Source organism: Alcanivorax profundi (genome assembly GCF_003597125.1).
Lineage (GTDB): Bacteria > Pseudomonadota > Gammaproteobacteria > Pseudomonadales > Alcanivoracaceae > Alcanivorax > Alcanivorax profundi.
In genome coordinates, this window is sequence record NZ_QYYA01000002.1 from 144,725 (window position 1) to 161,565 (window position 16,841).

13 protein-coding genes are annotated in these 16,841 nt (G+C 58.6%); 7 read left to right on the top strand and 6 right to left on the bottom strand.

The features are described from left to right. Positions 1-54: 54 nt before the first annotated feature. A complete protein-coding gene (ahpC, locus tag D4A39_RS05935) occupies positions 55-618 on the bottom strand; it encodes an alkyl hydroperoxide reductase subunit C (RefSeq protein WP_022985352.1) in 564 nt (187 codons plus the stop codon). Between the two features lie 432 nt (positions 619-1,050). After that, on the bottom strand, positions 1,051-3,624 hold the full coding sequence (locus D4A39_RS05940; RefSeq protein ID WP_022985353.1) for an EAL domain-containing protein: 2,574 nt from the start codon (positions 3,622-3,624) through the stop codon (positions 1,051-1,053). A 303-nt stretch (positions 3,625-3,927) separates the two neighbouring features. Between D4A39_RS05940 and mtgA the strand changes: the two genes are divergently transcribed. Genes mtgA through D4A39_RS05955 form a run of 3 tightly spaced genes read left to right on the top strand, consistent with a single transcriptional unit; the run spans position 3,928 to position 6,904 of the window. After that, a complete protein-coding gene (mtgA, locus tag D4A39_RS05945) occupies positions 3,928-4,857 on the top strand; it encodes a monofunctional biosynthetic peptidoglycan transglycosylase (protein ID WP_233552429.1) in 930 nt (309 codons plus the stop codon). Continuing rightward, on the top strand, positions 4,854-6,197 hold the full coding sequence (locus D4A39_RS05950; protein WP_119917703.1) for an META domain-containing protein: 1,344 nt from the start codon (positions 4,854-4,856) through the stop codon (positions 6,195-6,197). The genes mtgA and D4A39_RS05950 overlap by 4 nt, the downstream gene beginning before the upstream one ends. Before the next feature lie 17 nt (positions 6,198-6,214). Next, a complete protein-coding gene (locus tag D4A39_RS05955) occupies positions 6,215-6,904 on the top strand; it encodes a type 1 glutamine amidotransferase (protein ID WP_022985357.1) in 690 nt (229 codons plus the stop codon). A gap of 225 nt (positions 6,905-7,129) precedes the next feature. Here D4A39_RS05955 and D4A39_RS05960 read toward each other — a convergent pair whose 3' ends face one another. Beyond that, positions 7,130-8,812: a 2-isopropylmalate synthase gene (locus D4A39_RS05960; protein WP_022985358.1), complete on the bottom strand. Its 1,683-nt coding sequence runs from the start codon at positions 8,810-8,812 to the stop codon at positions 7,130-7,132. A gap of 319 nt (positions 8,813-9,131) precedes the next feature. Here D4A39_RS05960 and D4A39_RS05965 point away from each other — a divergent pair, with 319 nt between their 5' ends. Together D4A39_RS05965 and D4A39_RS05970 are read left to right on the top strand one after the other, a co-directional pair. Beyond that, a complete protein-coding gene (locus tag D4A39_RS05965) occupies positions 9,132-9,626 on the top strand; it encodes an Lrp/AsnC family transcriptional regulator (protein ID WP_031226446.1) in 495 nt (164 codons plus the stop codon). Positions 9,627-9,674: 48 nt separating this feature from the next. Next, the gene (locus D4A39_RS05970) at positions 9,675-10,136 is read left to right on the top strand and encodes a flavodoxin family protein (RefSeq protein ID WP_119918008.1); all 462 of its coding nucleotides are present in this window, start codon (positions 9,675-9,677) and stop codon (positions 10,134-10,136) included. 137 nt (positions 10,137-10,273) lie between these two features. Here the strand turns inward: D4A39_RS05970 and D4A39_RS05975 are convergent, their stop codons facing one another. Continuing rightward, a complete protein-coding gene (locus D4A39_RS05975; RefSeq protein WP_031226449.1) occupies positions 10,274-11,035 on the bottom strand; it encodes an enoyl-CoA hydratase-related protein in 762 nt (253 codons plus the stop codon). A 134-nt stretch (positions 11,036-11,169) separates the two neighbouring features. Here D4A39_RS05975 and D4A39_RS05980 point away from each other — a divergent pair, with 134 nt between their 5' ends. After that, the gene (locus tag D4A39_RS05980; RefSeq protein WP_022985362.1) at positions 11,170-11,973 is read left to right on the top strand and encodes an ATP-grasp domain-containing protein; all 804 of its coding nucleotides are present in this window, start codon (positions 11,170-11,172) and stop codon (positions 11,971-11,973) included. Here the strand turns inward: D4A39_RS05980 and D4A39_RS05985 are convergent. Further along, positions 11,919-13,118, bottom strand: coding sequence for a hypothetical protein (locus D4A39_RS05985; protein ID WP_022985363.1), 1,200 nt, complete (start codon positions 13,116-13,118; stop codon positions 11,919-11,921). The genes D4A39_RS05980 and D4A39_RS05985 overlap by 55 nt on opposite strands. A gap of 237 nt (positions 13,119-13,355) precedes the next feature. Between D4A39_RS05985 and serB the strand changes: the two genes are divergently transcribed. Continuing rightward, positions 13,356-14,591, top strand: a complete 1,236-nt coding sequence (gene serB / locus D4A39_RS05990; RefSeq protein ID WP_022985364.1) for a phosphoserine phosphatase SerB — start codon at positions 13,356-13,358, stop codon at positions 14,589-14,591. A 133-nt stretch (positions 14,592-14,724) separates the two neighbouring features. Here serB and D4A39_RS05995 read toward each other — a convergent pair whose 3' ends face one another. Further along, positions 14,725-16,797 carry an EAL domain-containing response regulator gene (locus tag D4A39_RS05995; protein ID WP_022985365.1) on the bottom strand — a complete coding sequence of 691 codons (2,073 nt, stop codon included), beginning with the start codon at positions 16,795-16,797 and terminating at the stop codon, positions 14,725-14,727. Positions 16,798-16,841 lie beyond the last annotated feature (44 nt).

Here is a 16,841-nt window from a genome sequence, read left to right on the forward strand (position 1 = left end):
AGGGGAGAGGAGCCTCCATACATGGAGGAAAATCAGGGAGTGGGTGAGGCCGGTTTAGATCTTGCCGACCAGGTCGAGAGACGGGGCCAGAGTAGCTTCGCCTTCTTTCCATTTGGCCGGGCACACTTCGCCGGGATGGTTACGGACGTACTGGGCCGCTTTCACTTTGCGCAGCAGGTCGTCCGCGTCACGGCCGATACCTTCGGCAGTAATTTCCATGGCCTGGATGATGCCATCCGGATCGACCAGGAAGGTCGCACGATCTGCCAGGCCCTGGCCTTCACGCATCACTTCAAAGTTGTTGGTGATGGTGCCGGTCTGGTCGCCAACCATGTAGTAGTTGATCTTGCCGATGGTGTCAGACGTGTCGTGCCACGCTTTGTGGGTGAAGTGGGTGTCGGTGGAGACAGAGAACACTTCCACGCCCATCTTCTGCAGCTCTTCGTACTTGTCAGCCACGTCGCCCAGCTCGGTGGGGCAAACGAAAGTGAAGTCGGCCGGGTAGAAGAAGAAGATCGCCCACTTGCCTTTTACGTCTGCTTCAGAGATCTCAACGAATTCGCCCTGCTTGAATGCGGTGGCGTTGAACGGTTTGATCTCACTGTTGATAAGTGCCATGTGTCTAAGACTCCCTAGGTGTTGGTCATTAAGTCGTTTAGGCCAGAGACAGGATGCGTAATTCTTGGCAATTGGTAAATTCAAAAGCATTTATGGCATCCATAGGAATTACCTAACAGAGCATGTCCCGCGCTCATGCCTCGTGTTATCAGATGCCGCCGGCGCGGGTACTTTTCAAGCATGCCGGGTACGCCCCGCTGTAACGGGCTTTGCCGAACCACAGGCAGGGGCCCGGCGGGCAGATCCTCGAATGCGGCTCAGGGAGAGGGTCAGATCGAGCACCGTTTCAGGACGGCAGGGTGGAGGGGGAAGCGCGACGTCACCGTCATTCGCGCTGACGTATGCAGACACCCTCCCCTGCCCAACGGGCGGCGGGTAAACACGGAAGAAGGTGCCGGCAACTGCTCAAAGATGGCACAGCACCAGCCCGTATTATGAGGATCGGGGTGACGCCATTGCCCTGTTTTTCGGCTGATCCGGCTGCGCCGGTTTGGAAAGTTGCTCCAGCAAGTAATCCAGGGGCTGTGGGCGCCCGATCGCGTAGCCCTGAACGTAGTCCACACCGGCTTTCTGTAACACCGGTATCAGGGCGTCGTCCTCCACATATTCGGCAACGGTCTTCACTCCCAAACGGTGCGCCACCTCATTAATCGATTCCACAATGGTGTGATCGACACTGGAGAACATCAGGTTGCGGACAAAGCTGCCATCAATCTTGATGAAATCTACCGGAAAATGCTTGAGGTAATTGAAAGAACTGAAACCACTGCCAAAATCATCCAGTGCGACCTTACAGCCCTGCTCGCGCAATCGGCTCAGAACCTCACTGGCGGTAGAGAGCTGGTTCACCACCGTCGTCTCGGTAATTTCAAAGGTGAGCCGCTGGGGCGGCACCGGTGTTGCCGCCAGCAACTCATCCAGGAAGGGAATAAACGAGGGATCATCCAGGGAGGTCGCCGACAAGTTGATTGCGAGATTCAACTTTGGATACGCCAGCAGCTGCTCACCGAGTTTGACCAGCAATTGAGTGAGTACCCAGCGGTCGATGTGCGGCATCATCTGGTAGCGCTCTGCCGCCGGGATAAAGGCACCGGGATTCAGAATGTCACCATTCCTGTCACGCAGTCGCAGCAGGATTTCGTAATGCCCGGGGCAATCGGGATTGGCAATCGGCCGTATCTCCTGGGCAAACAACAGGAACCGGTTCGCTTCCAACGATTCCCGCAAGCCAGCGGCCATCTGTAACTCAACATGCCGGCGAGAGGCTTCACTGTCATCCGGTGTGTACACCGACACCTGCCCTCGGCCACGGTGCTTGGCCGCATAACAGGCAACGTCTGCCCGGCTCATCGCCTCTTCCACGGTGGCAACATTTTCATCCAGTTGCACCAGACCAACACTGCCGCCAATATCGTAGAGCGAGTCCTTCCAGGCAAAGCGCATCTCATCAAGCGCCTGTATCAACCGTTCGGCAATCTGCACCGCCTGATCGGCAGGACAACCGCGTAACAGCAGCCCGAACTCATCCCCACCGAGCCTGGCCAGTACATCGCCGTCCCGGATCTGACGCGCGATAACCCGGGCGCACTCACGCAGCAACGCATCCCCGGCCACATGCCCCGCCGTATCATTGACCACTTTGAAACGGTCCAGGTCAATAAAGCAGAGCATGCCCTGCTCTTTCTCTCGCTCATCGAGTGTGAGCTGGAGGATATTCTCGAATTCCCGCCGGTTGGTAAGCCCGGTGAGAGAATCATGGGTTGCGTGATAGCGGAGTTTTTTCTGCATGGCACGCCGGGTGGTCACATCCCTGAATACCATGACGGCGCCAGTCACCACACCGGCATTGTCTTTAAGGGGCGCGGCAGAATCCTGGATTTCGTAACGGCTACCGTCACGACTCAGAAGGAATGACCCTTCTCTCAGAAAACAAACATCGCCCCCATTCAGGGCCACACTGACAGGGCTGATTTTGGGCCCCCGTCGCTCTTCCGTGGACAACACCAGGACACTGTCCACATGCTGACCACAAGCCTCTTTTTCTCGCCAGCCGGTCAGGGATTCAGCAATCGGGTTCATGAAGGTAATTATGCCGTTGTGGTCGGTAGCGATGACCGCATCGGCAATGGAACTCAGCGTGACTCTGAGCTGTTCCTTCTCTCGGGCAAGCGAAGCCTGCATGGCCTGCTCGGCAGTGATATCCCAGTTGGTTCCGAGCACCATGCCATCTCCGTCGCCAGGAAGATAAACCGCCTTGGCACGGATAAAACAACGCTCTCCATCTGGCCGAAAAACCCGAAAGCCAATATCCAGCTCGCCCTGCTCATCAATGGCTTTTGCCAGCGCCTCGTTTGCCGCCGGAAGATCGTCTGGATGTACCCGGTCGCTCCACATGGCCAGGGTTCCCTCGGTTTCCCCGCCGGGTGTGACACCGTACAACTCGTACATCTTGTCGTCCCACAGCAGCTCATCGCGTCCCAGATGATATTGCCAGATTCCAACACCGCCAGCGGTTACCGCCAGCTCCAGCCGGCGACGGTTCTCCTGCAAGGCCTTCTCGGCATCCTTGGTCGCCTGGATCGGGTCAATCTGAATGAGGTACAGCTGCGGCTCAATCAGCGACAGGGTGAGCCGGGCCCACCTGATGCTGCCCTCAGGCCCTGCAAAACGCAGCTCCTCGACAAAGGGTTGGCCACCAATATTGAAGCGGGATAAATCCGGCAAGCACGGCATGTCATCCGGATAAACCAGAGAAACAAGGCTCCTGCCCTTCAGCCGAGAACGATCAATTCCAAGAAAGGAGAGAAACGAGGGGTTAGCATGTACCCACTTACCCGAAGAGTCTAAAAACGCCATTCCGGTGGCCGCCTGCTCCACCAGCAATCGGGACCGATGTTCCAGGGCGGCCATTCGCTGCCCATGACGTTTCTTCAACAGCCACGAAAACCCCATCAGCCCCAGTAGAACCCCGGAGATCATTGCTGCCCCGATCAGCAGTAGCGACATTATTTGCATCCAGCAGAATTATTCTTTTGATTACTATTTGAACTGCCTTGGGACAGCTTACCACCATGACCTGACAAAAATGGAACTTTCACCGACAATTGGGGGCCTGTAACAACGAAAGCCTCTGAATCACGCCGTCTTTCAGACTGCCCCGAGGCCCCGAGCGCCCATCTGCTGCGCCTTGTCTCCGGGTCATGCTGAACCCGCAAGACCTGATTCAGAAGCTCCTGAAGCATCAGGCCATGGCGTTCGTGCCAAGCCTGCCCCCAGATCAAGGGAGACTGCTGCCCCACCGGGCTGACCATGAGGCTGAGAAGACGATTCGGACAACTGCTTGCACTACTGGCCATGGGCCTGGGGCTTTACGTGCTCTGGTATACCGGGCTGGTCATGCGCTTACAGCACCATAACCCAACCCAGAGCGCCTATATGGAGCGCGCCGAGGCCCAAGGGAAGGTGCAGCAGTCCTGGCGCGACTATGATCAGATCAGCGACTACCTGAAGCGCGCCGTGTTGATTTCCGAGGATGCCCGCTTTACCGAGCACACCGGCTTCGACTGGGACGGCATTCGCTATGCCATCAAACGCAACATGGAAGCCGGCAAGCCCGTTGCCGGGGGGTCCACCATTACCCAGCAGCTCGCCAAGAACCTGTATCTCTCCGGCAAGCGCTCCTATCTGCGCAAAGCCCAGGAAGCCATGATTGCCGTACTGCTGGAGATCTGCCTGAGCAAACGCCGGATTCTGGAGCTGTATCTGAATATGGCCCAGTGGGGCCACCAGATTTATGGTGCCGAGGCTGCGGCCCGCCACCATTTCCAGGTGAGCGCAGCACAGTTGAGTCCGTTTCAGGCCGCCCAGCTCGCCGCCATGCTACCGCGCCCAAACTACTACGATTTCAAAGGCCCAACCGACCATCTCAATCAGCGCGCCAACTGGATTCTGGAGCAAATGCAGCTGGTGCGTATCCCGGACCCGGCGCTCAATGTGTGGCCTGCCAGCCCAGCTCCTGAGCCTGCTGAAAAAAGCGACACGGACACGCAAGCACCGGTGCCGGCTCCCTCGGTGTCTACCGACACCCCAGCACAACCGGGCTCGACACCAGAGGCCGCTCCTGTTGAGCAACCGGCCAACCCTGGCCGCAATACGCTCCCGGTACAATCCATCGACACCACCAACGACCCGGCTCAAGACACGAGCACCGAAGGCACCCTTGAAGGAACCTCTCAATGAAGCAGTATGCCCTGTTTTTTTTAGGCGCCCTGGCGCTGACAGGCTGTGATGACAATACACCCTCCTCACCCGCCAGCCAGCCGGCGACGGTAGACACCGGCAACCCGGTGGCAGGGGTCTGGCAACAGGAAGAACAGATTCTGGTATTGGAAAACAATGGCGACCTTTATCTGCCCAATGATGCCAATCGCCAGGGGCTGCACTGGGACAACAATGACGGTCAGTTCTCGCTGCAATTCCTGGATTCTGAAGCCATGACCGTGGAGCGGGTCTCACGAGAGGGCCTGCAACAGGGCGACACGCTTACACTGAACCCGAGCCCAGCATCGGCAACGCAAGACACAGACAGCAACACACCGGCTAGCGAACCACAGTTCAGCGGCACCTACACGCGCAGCAATGCGGCGGTCGGTCACTTGAGTGGTGAGATCCAGCTGCCACCAGACAGCGAACTGCCGGATCAGGCATTCCTGACCGTATCCCTGTTGACCGATAGCGACATCGTCGTGAAACGGGTCATCCCGCTCGACGCCGGCGAGCCCGTCCCGCCGTTCCGGTTGTACTTCCCCTCCGGGGCCCTGGACGCAGATAGCGAGTACCAATTGTTTGCCCAGGTGCTGGCCAGCGGCGGCATCTACTACCGCTCCGAGCCACTGACCGTGACCTATAAGACCAATGGTTTCGATCCCGCTGTGCTGGCACTCAGCGCCGTCATGACGGACAGCGAGACACTGGCCGGCACCCTCGTATGGCAAGCCGGTCGAACGGTTTTCATCCCCTGCAACACCGACCGGCGTCTGCTGCTGACTGGCCCGCAGCAGGAAGCGATTCTGGAAGATTTTCAGGATAGCGCGGAGTACCCGCACCAACCCCGTCAGGCCACCATCAGCGGCCTGGTGCGCAAGGTGCCGGGGCAGCAAGCAGGCAGCACTGAAGCTGCCCTCAGCGTGGAAAGCTATGCGTTTGAGGCCCTGAAAAGCGCCTGCGAACAACCCACTGCCGAGTTTGCCAATACCCATTGGCAGCTGACCCACCTGGGCGACAACGCCGTGAGCACTGCCGATCAAGAGCGCCCACCACACCTGGTGTTCGGCAACGACAGCAGCGTCCGCGGCCTGGCAGGCTGTAACACCTTGCAAGGCCAGTACGAACAACAGGGTGACAACCTGGCGCTGTCGCAGCTGGGGCTGACCCGCAAGGCTTGCCCGGACATGAACACCGAATCCGGGATGATGGATGCCCTGAAACATACCCGGCGTTATCGTGTTGAAGGTGAGTTACTGACGTTGTTCGACGCCGAAGACCAGGCGGTGGCCAGCTTTCAGGCCATCTATTTCTGAACCGACCAGGAGCGGCCATGCGCATTCATTACCTGTCCCATGTTCCCTTTGAACAACTTGGCACCATGGCCGACTGGTTCCGGGAGCGGGATGCCAGCATCAGCCACTCCCTGCTCTACCAGGGCGACCCGCTTCCCGGGGTGGATGACTTCGATGTACTGATTGTCATGGGGGGCCCCATGGGCGCCGATGACGAAAGCGATCACCCCTGGATGGCGGCCGAAAAGGCCCTGATTCGGGAAAGCATCGCGGCCGGAAAAAAGGTACTGGGGGTCTGCCTCGGGGCACAACTGATTGCCCGGGTGCTGGGCGCCGCTGTCACCGCCAACCCGGACAAAGAGGTGGGCTGGTTTGCCGTGCGCCCCACCCGTCAGGGCGTTACGGACAGCATCGGCAAACTGTTTGCCAGCCAACCCCAGGTACTGCATTGGCATGGTGACACCTTTGCTATTCCGCAGGGTGCTGTACCGCTACTGGAAAGCGACGGCTGCGCGAACCAGGCGTTTCGTTACGGGGATAATGTGCTGGCGCTGCAGTTCCATCTGGAGCTGGCACAAGAGAATGCCGAGGCGCTTTGCGAGGCGTGCCCAGACGATCTCTCACCTGGCCAGTGGGTAGAACCGCGCGACACGCTGCTGGGCAAGACACCGCGCTTCGATCAGGCTCGCCTGTTACTGGGCCGGGTGCTGACCACGTTTCTCGGCTGACCCTCTCAATCGGCAGGGCAGTCAAGTGGGAGCGGTCGCCCGACCGCGACGGCTCTCGCCCCGGTCTTTATTCGCGGAGGAACCACCGCGAGAAGAGAGCAGGAAAGGCTGGCAGGGAAACAACCTGCAGGAGCGTGCCTGCAAGCGATCCGCCCACGATCAGCACACTCTCGCAGACGAGTTCCCACTACAAACACCGCCCCATCAAGGCGGTGTTGTGTTCCCTCAGGCGTCGACGACGTCGCGAACCTCGGCGGCAGCCTGCACGCGCCCCACAGCAGACAGGATCGCCTGCAAGGCCGCAGCGGTCGTGTCGGCCGCGGTGGCCACCGCGCTCTGCACGGTCTCCCCCACCTGCACCCGCACACAGGCCATGGCGTTGGCTTCGGTGTTGTCGCCCAACGAATACTCGTCGAACGACACCACTTTGACGTCACCACCAATGCGACGGTTCAGGGCATCCACCAACGCTGACATGGCACCGTCTCCGCGGCCGGACAACAAGGTCACCGGCTGGCTGTTATCGCCAATACTGATCTGTGCCTGCACCTGATCGTTGCTGCGATTCAGATCGTAGGAACGCAACACCCACCCCATTGGCACACTCAGGTAGTCGCTGTTGAAACGACGGTGCACGCGCTCGCTGGTAATTTCGCCACCGTCTTCCTCGGCGTCCTGCTGTACCACCTTGGCCAGCTCCTGCTGCAACCAGCGCGGCAAGTCGATGCCGAAATCCCGCTCCAGCACGTGGGCCACGCCCCCCTTGCCGGACTGGGAATTAATGCGCACCACTTCTTCGTAGCGGCGCCCCACATCCGCAGGATCGATAGGCAGATAGGCCACGTTCCAGATATCGCCTTCCTGATACCGGGCCAGGCATTTGCGAATGGCATCCTGATGGCTGCCGGAGAAGGCGCTGAACACCAGATCCCCTGCGTAGGGATGGCGCGGGTGTGTCTGGATGTCGGTAATCTCTTCCACCAACGCGACGATTTCCTTCATTCGCGAGAAGTCGATCTGCGGGTCGATCCCCTGGCTGTACAGGTTCATACCGGCGGTCACCAGATCCATGTTGCCGGTGCGTTCACCGTTACCCAGCAAGGTGCCTTCCACCCGGTCAGCGCCAGCCATCACCGCCATTTCAGCCGCAGCCACACCGCAGCCCCGGTCATCGTGGGTATGCACGCTGATGATCACATCATCGCGGTACTGAATCTTTTCGTGGACCAGCTCCACCTGATCAGCAAACACATTGGGGGTGCTCACCTCGACAGTGGCCGGCAAGTTGATGATCACCCGCTGGCCCTGGTCCGGGCGCCATACCGCGTTCACCGCATCGATCACTTCGATGGCGAAATCGGTCTCGGTGGCACTGAAAGTTTCCGGGGAATACTGGAAGCTCCAGTGGGTATCGGGCTGCTGCGCGGCGAAGTCACGCACCCATTCGGCCGCCCGCACGGCAATGGTCTTGCAGCCTGCCTTGTCCACATTGAACACCTGCTCACGGAAGGTGGGCGAGGTGGCATTGTAGATATGCACGATGGCGTTTTTTGCACCCTTCAACGATTCAAAGGTCCGCGCGATCAGGTCTTCCCGGGCCTGGGTCAGTACCTGAATGTGCACGTCATCGGGCACCAGATCCTCTTCGATCAAGGCACGGCAAAAGTCGAAATCGATCTGGCTGGCAGACGGGAAACCCACCTCGATTTCCTTGAAACCGAGCTCCACCAGCATCTGGAAGAAGGTGCGTTTCTGGGCCACGGACATGGGCTTGATCAGCGCCTGGTTACCGTCACGCAGGTCCACCGCCGCCCACAGGGGGGCTTTCTCGATCCGCTGGCTCGGCCAACGTCGGTCGGGCTTGTCGATAACAGGAAATGGCTGGTATTTGGTGTGATCAAAGCTCATGTCGAATCCTCAAAGTAAAAAGGGGCAGACTCTGCCCCCCAGAATGTCTAACCGGCTCTCCCAGGGATACTGCTTGATGCGGCCAACAATCATGTCGTGATCTTAAGGAGCCTCTGAATAACTCCTTAGTTGTCGATCAGGGCGCCGGTAGGCACCGGTAGCGGCAAAGAGAGGCGCCTGGCTTGTGGCCGTCTGCGTCATCACCCTACGAGAGATACTTTACGGCGCAACGCGCGCAATGTGCTTGCTTTATCAGCCCGATTTCGGCTTTATTGGCAATATTATTGCCAAAAATCGCAGATCACGAGAGAAACCACACATGAAGACGTCAGAACTGGCAAAACTGGATCGCACCGACCTGCGCATTCTTGAAGCGCTGCAGGGCAATGGCGGCCTGAGCAACCAGCAGCTGGCGGAAGCCGTGGGCCTGTCGCCCTCGCCCTGCTCACGGCGGGTACAGAAGCTGGAAGCGGCCGGCATCATCATCAAACGGGAAACCGTGCTGGATGCCCGCAAGCTGGGGCTGGATCTGACCGTGGTGATCCAGATCAGCATGGATCGCCATACCCCGGAGCGCTTCGCCAACTTCGAGGACAAGGTGGCCAGCTTTCCGGAGGTCCAGCAGTGCTATCTGGTTACCGGACAGGATGCGGATTACCTGCTGAAAGTGGTGGTACCGGATATCGACGCCTACCAACATTTTCTGCTCAACCAGATCACCCGCATTGAAGGCGTCAGCGGGGTGCATTCCAGCTTTGTCATGCGGCGGGTGGTGGATACGGCGGCGCTGCCGTTGAACTATGTTGAGGCGTGAGGAGCAGCTGATATGCTGCCTCCATCGACCGCGTTGAATATTCGGATCATGAAACATCTACTGATTGTCGCCCACGCCCCCTCACCCAATACGCTCAAGCTGCGCGAGGCTGCGGCCCGCGGGGCCGGGCATGAGGATATCGAGAACGTCTGCGTGACGGTGAAGGCACCACTGGAGGCGGGACCGGAGGATGTTCGGACCTGTGATGCCATTCTGCTCGGCACCACCGAAAACCTGGGCTACATGAGCGGAACTCTCAAGGATTTCTTTGACCGCAGCTACTATCCAGTGCTGGAAGAAAAACAGGGGTTGCCCTGTGCGATCTACATCCGCGCCGGCCACGACGGCACCGGCACCCGGCGTGCAGTGGAGACCATCGTCACAGGATTACGCTGGAACTGGGTGCAGGATCCACTGGTGCTACGCGGCGACTGGCAAGATGCGTTTGAAGCCAAGGTGGAGGAGCTGGGGATGTATCTGGCAGCGGGGCTGGATGCGGGGATTATTTGAGTTGAACGTTCAAAGTTGAAAAGCGCCTGGTAAATCGGCAGCAGGTCAGGTGTCGCTCCCGCGACCAAGCCCCTGAATCGCGGGCACGGCGAGGCAAACCCCGCCGAGCCATACCGCGTTTAAACTTTCAACGGCTCTTAGCCTTTACTCTTGCTCAGCATGGCCGCGATAACGGCCTTGGCTTCGTCGCCCTGCAGCAGGTCACCGAACAAGGCAAGATCTTCCTTCACCACTTCGTAAAGGGGCTTGTTGATGGACTCGCGCATCAGGCGCTTGCTCTCGCGCAGAGCGCGGGGCGGTTTCTTCGCCAGTGCCACGGCCCAGTTGCGTGCGGTGGCCTCCAGCTCTTCACGTTTCACCACCTTGGCCACCAGCCCGGTTTCGTAGGCTTCCTGTGCCAGCATCGGCTCACACAACAGCAGCAGGCGAGCGGCCCGCTGATAACCCAGCCAGGCAGGAATCAGCTTGGCAGAGCCGGCTTCTGGCACCGCGCCCAAATCCGCAAAAGGAGTGATGAACTTGGCGTCTTCGGAGGCCACCACCAGATCCATGTGCAGCAGCATGGTGGTCCCCACGCCGACTGCATTCCCCTGCACAGCGGCCACTACCACCTTGGGGAAATCATGGATAGCTTCGATAAATGCGGCAGCAGCCGGGGCTTCGCCGGGCGCAGCATTGAGGAAATCCACCAGGTCGTTACCGGCACTGAAGGACTTGCCCTCACCACTGAACAACACCACACGGATATCATCGCTCTCTTCCGCTGCCTTGAGCAGCTTGACCAGATCCCAGTACATGACACTGCTCAGGGCATTGAGCTTGTCCGGGCGGTTCAGGGTAATTTCCATTACAGATTCGGTGTTTTTCACCAGAATCAGATCACTTTCCAATGTCGGCATGGTCACGACGACTCTCCCAAAGTATTTTGTCGAGCAAGGCTAGCCGCAGCGCCCTCCCCTGCCAAGGGCGAATCACGACAGATAATGATTGACCCGCCAGTCAAAGCTGATTAAAAAAGCGCACCTTACCTGAGATGCCATCCGTGAAGCTGGTTACCTTTGACCCTTTTCGCACCCTGGGCCTGCCCGGCGTCCGTTATATCAAGCCTGAACACATGCAGCAGCACCGTGAAGAGCTGGCAGCGGCTGACTGGTTGCTATTTCCCGGGTATTGGCAGATACATAGCCTTCACTACGTTCTGAAACGGCGCATTTTTCCCAGTATGAGCAGCTACCACCTTGGCCATGACAAGGTGGAAATGACCCGTGCCCTGCAAACCGCTTGCCCCGATCACATACCGGCAACGCTGATCACCAGCGCGGACAGCTACGGCCTGAGCCAGATTCTGGATCAATGGTCATTTCCGTTTGTCGCCAAATCGGTCCGCTCCAGTCAGGGAATGGGCGTGTGGATGATCGAAAACCGTCAGCAACTGTATGAGTATGCCGAACGCGAATCCGTACTTTACGTGCAGACACTGCTGCCGATCGTCCGCGATCTGAGGATTGTGGTTGTCGGTGAAGAGATCGTGGCCAGCTACTGGCGGGAAGGGTCCGGCTTTCTCAATAACGTCAGCCAGGGCGGCCGCGTTCGCACCGACCTCCCTGTGCCAGAAGCGGCATTATCACTGGTGTCGGGACTGGCACGGTATCTGGACATCAACCACGCGGGTTTTGATGTAGCCATGGTGGATGGCCACCCCTATATCCTGGAATTCAACCGGCTGTTCGGCAATACCGGCATTCCAGACCTGTCAACGCGTGTCTCCGAGGCCATGCAGCGCTATTTGCTGGGCCCGGTGGCCTCCCCGGCCTCGGATACCAGCGTCTCCGCCTGAGTCCGTAACAACATCTGGTACCGGTGCGCCAACTGCTCCACAGGCTGCAGGCGCACGCGATGATCCCCGGCGATAACCACTTGCGCTTTCTCTGGCTGATACAGTGCTTTCACATCCAGCTCTGTGCTGGACAATTGTGTTTCTGGTACATGCAAACGACCAGGCACACCCGCGACACACAAAGACCAGGCCTCATCTTGATCGTTGTCCGTGGTCATCAGCGCCTTGAATTCCAGGGTCATCTGGCCGGCCTCCTTTCGCTGTGCCGCCAGCAGCCGCACGACACGCAGAAACAGCAGACCGGAACATAATGCGGCAAAGCCAGCCTGGGAAGGCGGCTGCTGAGTGAACACAACCGCCGCCTGCTTACCTACAGGAACACTGACCTGACCACCGTATATTCCAGCCGCCCGAACCAGAATCTGCTGATAATCCGCCAGCACATCGTCAAGCGCATCCTGCGTGAAACGCTGGCGAATAGATTCGAAATTCACAATGCTGATCCGCAACTGTGCCGAGACATCCTCAGAGTTGGGCAACGCCAGGCCTGCCACTCCCCCTTCCTGTCGGTAAAGCGCAGGGTCCGCATTCGACTCGTTGCAAGGTATAGCCTGCGACTCTGGCACAGCGAGTGGCACCGGAGGCACAAGGCGCTCACGCGCCACAGTGAATGCCAGGCGCAACAGCAACACACACAGCACGGCAAGCACAAAACCCGCCTCAATCTGTTGACGCGGGATAAGCGTATCATCGCCGAGCAAAGTCAGACTTCCCGCCAACTCTCCATCAGGCAAGGCCACCGGCACCGATACCCTGAGGGTCGACTCACTCAACCCCGCCAGTCCGACCTGAACTTCTGCCGGATTCTGGAAGCGGATTCCGGCCACAGGCTCCAGCGCCACGGTCTCACGCCCGATCAGGTTAATGCTGATGGAATCTTCACTGGCCAGCGCTTCGGCGGCCCGTTTGGCGGTCTGCTCTGCCAGCGCCAACAGTTGCACTTCGCGCTCCTCTTCCAGGCGCGCGGAAAAGTGTTCGAGAAAGTAAATCCCCACCACCAGCATCGCCAGCAGCATCAGGATCAATTCGCGCAGCAGCGTGTGTTGACGACCGATCCATGATCGCCATTGCTCCCAAAGGGACATAGGGGTTTCCATCCGGTTTTGTCTGGCCCGGAGTATACCCTGACCGGACGACTTTGCGTTGACCGGGATGACAACACCGCTCCTGACGGAACCGGGCACTGCAAGCTGACATAACACCTACGCGGGTCTGCTGGGTGTTGGCGTATGTCAGGCGGCAGATATCTGCTACTCTTACGCGGTTTTTACCGGGAGCGGTCTGCTTCCCTTCGTTTGAGTTCAGCCACTGGAGCCCCCTGCGTGCGCGAGATCATTCTGATTCAGGTATCCGGCAGTGACCGCCCCGGCCTGACTGCCGCCTTCACCCGGATTCTGGCCCGTTACCGGCTCAACATTCTTGATATTGGCCAGGCAGTGATCCACGACACCCTGTCACTGGGCATGCTGGTGGAAACCCCCAAGGACGCAGATTCCTCTGCGGTACTCAAAGATGTGCTCTTCGAGGCCCACAAACTGAACATCAATGTGCGCTTCCGCCCCATCGACGAGGACCGCTACGAAGAGTGGGTGGCTGGACAAGGTAAAGATCGCCATATCATCACGCTGCTGGCCCGCAAGATTACCGCCGAGCAGCTGGCCGCGGTGACCGCGACCGTGGCTGACAACGACCTGAATATCGACAGCATTACCCGGTTATCCGGGCGCGTGCATCTGGAAGGCGAATCCCTGAACGAAGACAACCGGGCCTGCATTGAGATTTCGGTGCGTGGCGAGCCCAGGGACGCCTCCGCCATGCGTGCCGCCTTCCTGGGGATCGCCAACGAACAGAACATGGATATCGCGTTCCAGCGCGACAATGCCTACCGCCGCAATCGCCGACTGGTAGTCTTCGATATGGACTCCACCCTGATTCGCTCTGAAGTGATTGATGAACTTGCCGTGGAAGCAGGAGTAGGCGATCAGGTGGCAGAAATTACTGAGCGCGCCATGCGCGGAGAACTGGACTTCAATGAGAGCTTCTCTGCCCGTGTCGCCCTGCTTAAAGGTCTGGATGAAGGCGCCCTGGAACGGGTGCGCGAGCGCATCCAGCTCACCGAAGGCGCCCAACGCCTGGTGAGCACACTGCGCGCGCTGGGTTATCGTACTGCCATCCTCTCTGGCGGCTTTACCTGGTTCGGGCACTGGTTACAGGATTTGCTGGGCATTGATTATGTCCACGCCAACGAACTGGAAATCGAAGACGGCAAGGTTACCGGCCGGGTGGTCGGCCAGATCGTCAACGGCCAACGCAAAGCCGAGCTGCTGCGGGAAATCGCCGCCCAGGAAGGTATCAGCCTGGAACAGGCGATCGCCGTCGGCGACGGCGCCAACGACCTGCCCATGCTCGGCGAAGCCGGCCTGGGCATCGCCTTCCGCGCCAAACCCCTGGTCAAACAAAACGCCGAACAAGCCATCTCCACCCTGGGACTGGACGGTATCCTGTATTTGATCGGCGTGCGGGACAAGGACCAGGCTGAGCTACTCAAGAGCAGTTGACAGCTGCGCGACGAAACGTGGCATTAACCTGAAACGAAAGAGGCCGCGCCCATGGTTTGGGCGCGGCCTCTTTGCTTCTACCAACAGACAACCTCGCCCGCGTCGCTGTTAACTGTTAACTGTTAACTGCCTTTTACGCTGTTTCCGGGATCTGCAAGCTATCCATCGGCGCTTGCAGATAGAACCCTTGCAGGTAATCCACCCCGCCCAGAGTCCACAGGGCCTGCATCTGGGCCGCGGATTCCACAAACCCGATGACGGTTTTGCGATGCCCTTCTTTGACCTGTTTGACGATCTCGGCGAGACGTTGACGGCCTTCTGCCTTGGACAGCTCCTGGGTAAAGGAACCCTCGAATTTCACCATGGTAGCCGGAATGTGCTGGAACAGCTTGAACGGATCCAGCCCCCCACCGAAACGGCTGATTGACACCCCACAGCCTGCACTCTTTACCTTTTGCGCGAAGACGCCTGCCTGTTTGAGGTAGGTTGTTGCATCCCCTTCCGTCAGCTGGAAAACCAGTGAGCCGCCATCCATCTTTGCTGCTTTCATGGCCTTGAGCAGCCAATCAACCAGAGAGGCATCTGCCAGGGAACTGCCATTGATATTGAAGACCAGTTTGACTGGAACCGTCATTGCCGCCGCGGCCCGCATGGCATTCAGAACAACCCAACGATCCACCGTCCCCGCAAGCCCCTGTTCCGACGCGACAGGCATGAAGTCCTTCGCTTGCAGCACATCGCCCTGTTTCTGGGGCAGGCTTACGAACACCTCGAACATATGCTCGCCATCATCTTCAAGGCTCATCAGGGGCTGGTAGTGCAGCTTGAACCCACCCTGCTCAAGCGCCTGACGAAGCTGCATGGCAATGGCCTCCGAAGAACCTGCCGCCACTTCATCCATGGGGTCATGCACCTTGACGCTGTTGCCTTTGCCCTCGTTATCTCTCTGCGCCTGATTACAACACTTGAGAGCAGTAGTCAGGGTATCCTGACTGCTGCGCGCATCTTCGCGCACGAATGACACCCCCACACTGGCAGTGATCTGCACGGTGCGGGCGGACACTTCCGGCATCAAGGTTTCAACCCCGGTTCGCAGTCTTTCCGCAAGCTCAGCCGCTTGGTCGGTATCTTCCACCGGCAACAACACGGCAAAATCCTCGCCGTCGACTCTCGCCAGACAGGCCTCCGCGATTTCCGAGGGCAACCACTGCGCCACCGCACGTAAAATATCGTCCGCACCATCGATCCCAAGCGATGATTGATGGTGTTCAAAATCATCAAGACGCAGGTAGAGCACCGCCGCCAGTTGGCTATCACGGGCCGCTGCAGCAACGGCATCATCAAGCTGGTCGACAAACCAGGATCGGCTGAACAGCCCCGTGACCTGGTCTTTCTGACTCATCTCCTGAAGACGCTCTTCCAGATCATTTTGATCCACACCAGAAGTACGAATCACAATCTGGGTGCAAGTCTCTCCGTCATAGGTACTGGGGGAAAAGGTGAAAGTGGCATCAAACTCTTCACCATTGGTGTTCACCCCCTTGCACTCCAACTCCTGGGTCTGGTTTTCATCCTGAGCGCGGCTGCGGAGAAACTTCTTCAACTTGTCATGATCTGCGGCCGACACCATGTCCATGATCGGGACACCGGCCAAATCGTCAGGATTCTCGTAGCCAAACATGCCGACATAGTTATCGTTGGCGTGGATATGCATGCCGTCCAGCACATAGGCAATGGCATCGCGGCTTTGATCCATCAGCAGGGAAAGGCGCTTCTCGGCATCGTGCAGGGCGATCTCGGAATGCTGCAGCTCTTTGCGGACACGCACATATTCGATAACACGATCGACCATAAGAGCCAGCAACTCACGGTCACCTGCTGGCGCAACACTACGGGCGCCCATTTCCAGGCCCGCCTTGAGGGTCTTGGCGGAAAAATCATCTTCAAGCAGGATAACGGGGATCGCCTTCCCCAACCGATTGAGGTGCCCCATGGCACTCTCGAAGGTGCCATCACCAAAGGTAGGGCGGCACAGCATTAACTCCCATGCGCCGGCTTTAAGTGCCCGCAGCAGGTCATCTTCTCCCAGAGCCAACTGCGCCCGGGTGGCCCTGCCCGCATTCCGGAGCATATTGATCAACTGCTCCGCCTCGTCCTGTGAATCATGGGCGATCAGCAAACGCAGGTTGTCCAGGGCATAGCTCATGGGTCAGTCACCACTTCTGTCTGCCATACCGTCGAACAATCCTG

Bases quoted from the DNA above. Each gene is read 5' to 3' on its own strand.
- ahpC (WP_022985352.1), bottom strand. From the start codon at position 618: ATGGCACTTATCAACAGTGAGATCAAACCGTTCAACGCCACCGCATTC.
- D4A39_RS05940 (WP_022985353.1), bottom strand. From the start codon at position 3,624: ATGTCGCTACTGCTGATCGGGGCAGCAATGATCTCCGGGGTTCTACTG.
- mtgA (WP_233552429.1), top strand. From the start codon at position 3,928: ATGAGGCTGAGAAGACGATTCGGACAACTGCTTGCACTACTGGCCATG.
- D4A39_RS05950 (WP_119917703.1), top strand. From the start codon at position 4,854: ATGAAGCAGTATGCCCTGTTTTTTTTAGGCGCCCTGGCGCTGACAGGC.
- D4A39_RS05955 (WP_022985357.1), top strand. From the start codon at position 6,215: ATGCGCATTCATTACCTGTCCCATGTTCCCTTTGAACAACTTGGCACC.
- D4A39_RS05960 (WP_022985358.1), bottom strand. From the start codon at position 8,812: ATGAGCTTTGATCACACCAAATACCAGCCATTTCCTGTTATCGACAAG.
- D4A39_RS05965 (WP_031226446.1), top strand. From the start codon at position 9,132: ATGAAGACGTCAGAACTGGCAAAACTGGATCGCACCGACCTGCGCATT.
- D4A39_RS05970 (WP_119918008.1), top strand. From the start codon at position 9,675: ATGAAACATCTACTGATTGTCGCCCACGCCCCCTCACCCAATACGCTC.
- D4A39_RS05975 (WP_031226449.1), bottom strand. From the start codon at position 11,035: ATGCCGACATTGGAAAGTGATCTGATTCTGGTGAAAAACACCGAATCT.
- D4A39_RS05980 (WP_022985362.1), top strand. From the start codon at position 11,170: ATGCCATCCGTGAAGCTGGTTACCTTTGACCCTTTTCGCACCCTGGGC.
- D4A39_RS05985 (WP_022985363.1), bottom strand. From the start codon at position 13,118: ATGTCCCTTTGGGAGCAATGGCGATCATGGATCGGTCGTCAACACACG.
- D4A39_RS05995 (WP_022985365.1), bottom strand. From the start codon at position 16,797: ATGAGCTATGCCCTGGACAACCTGCGTTTGCTGATCGCCCATGATTCA.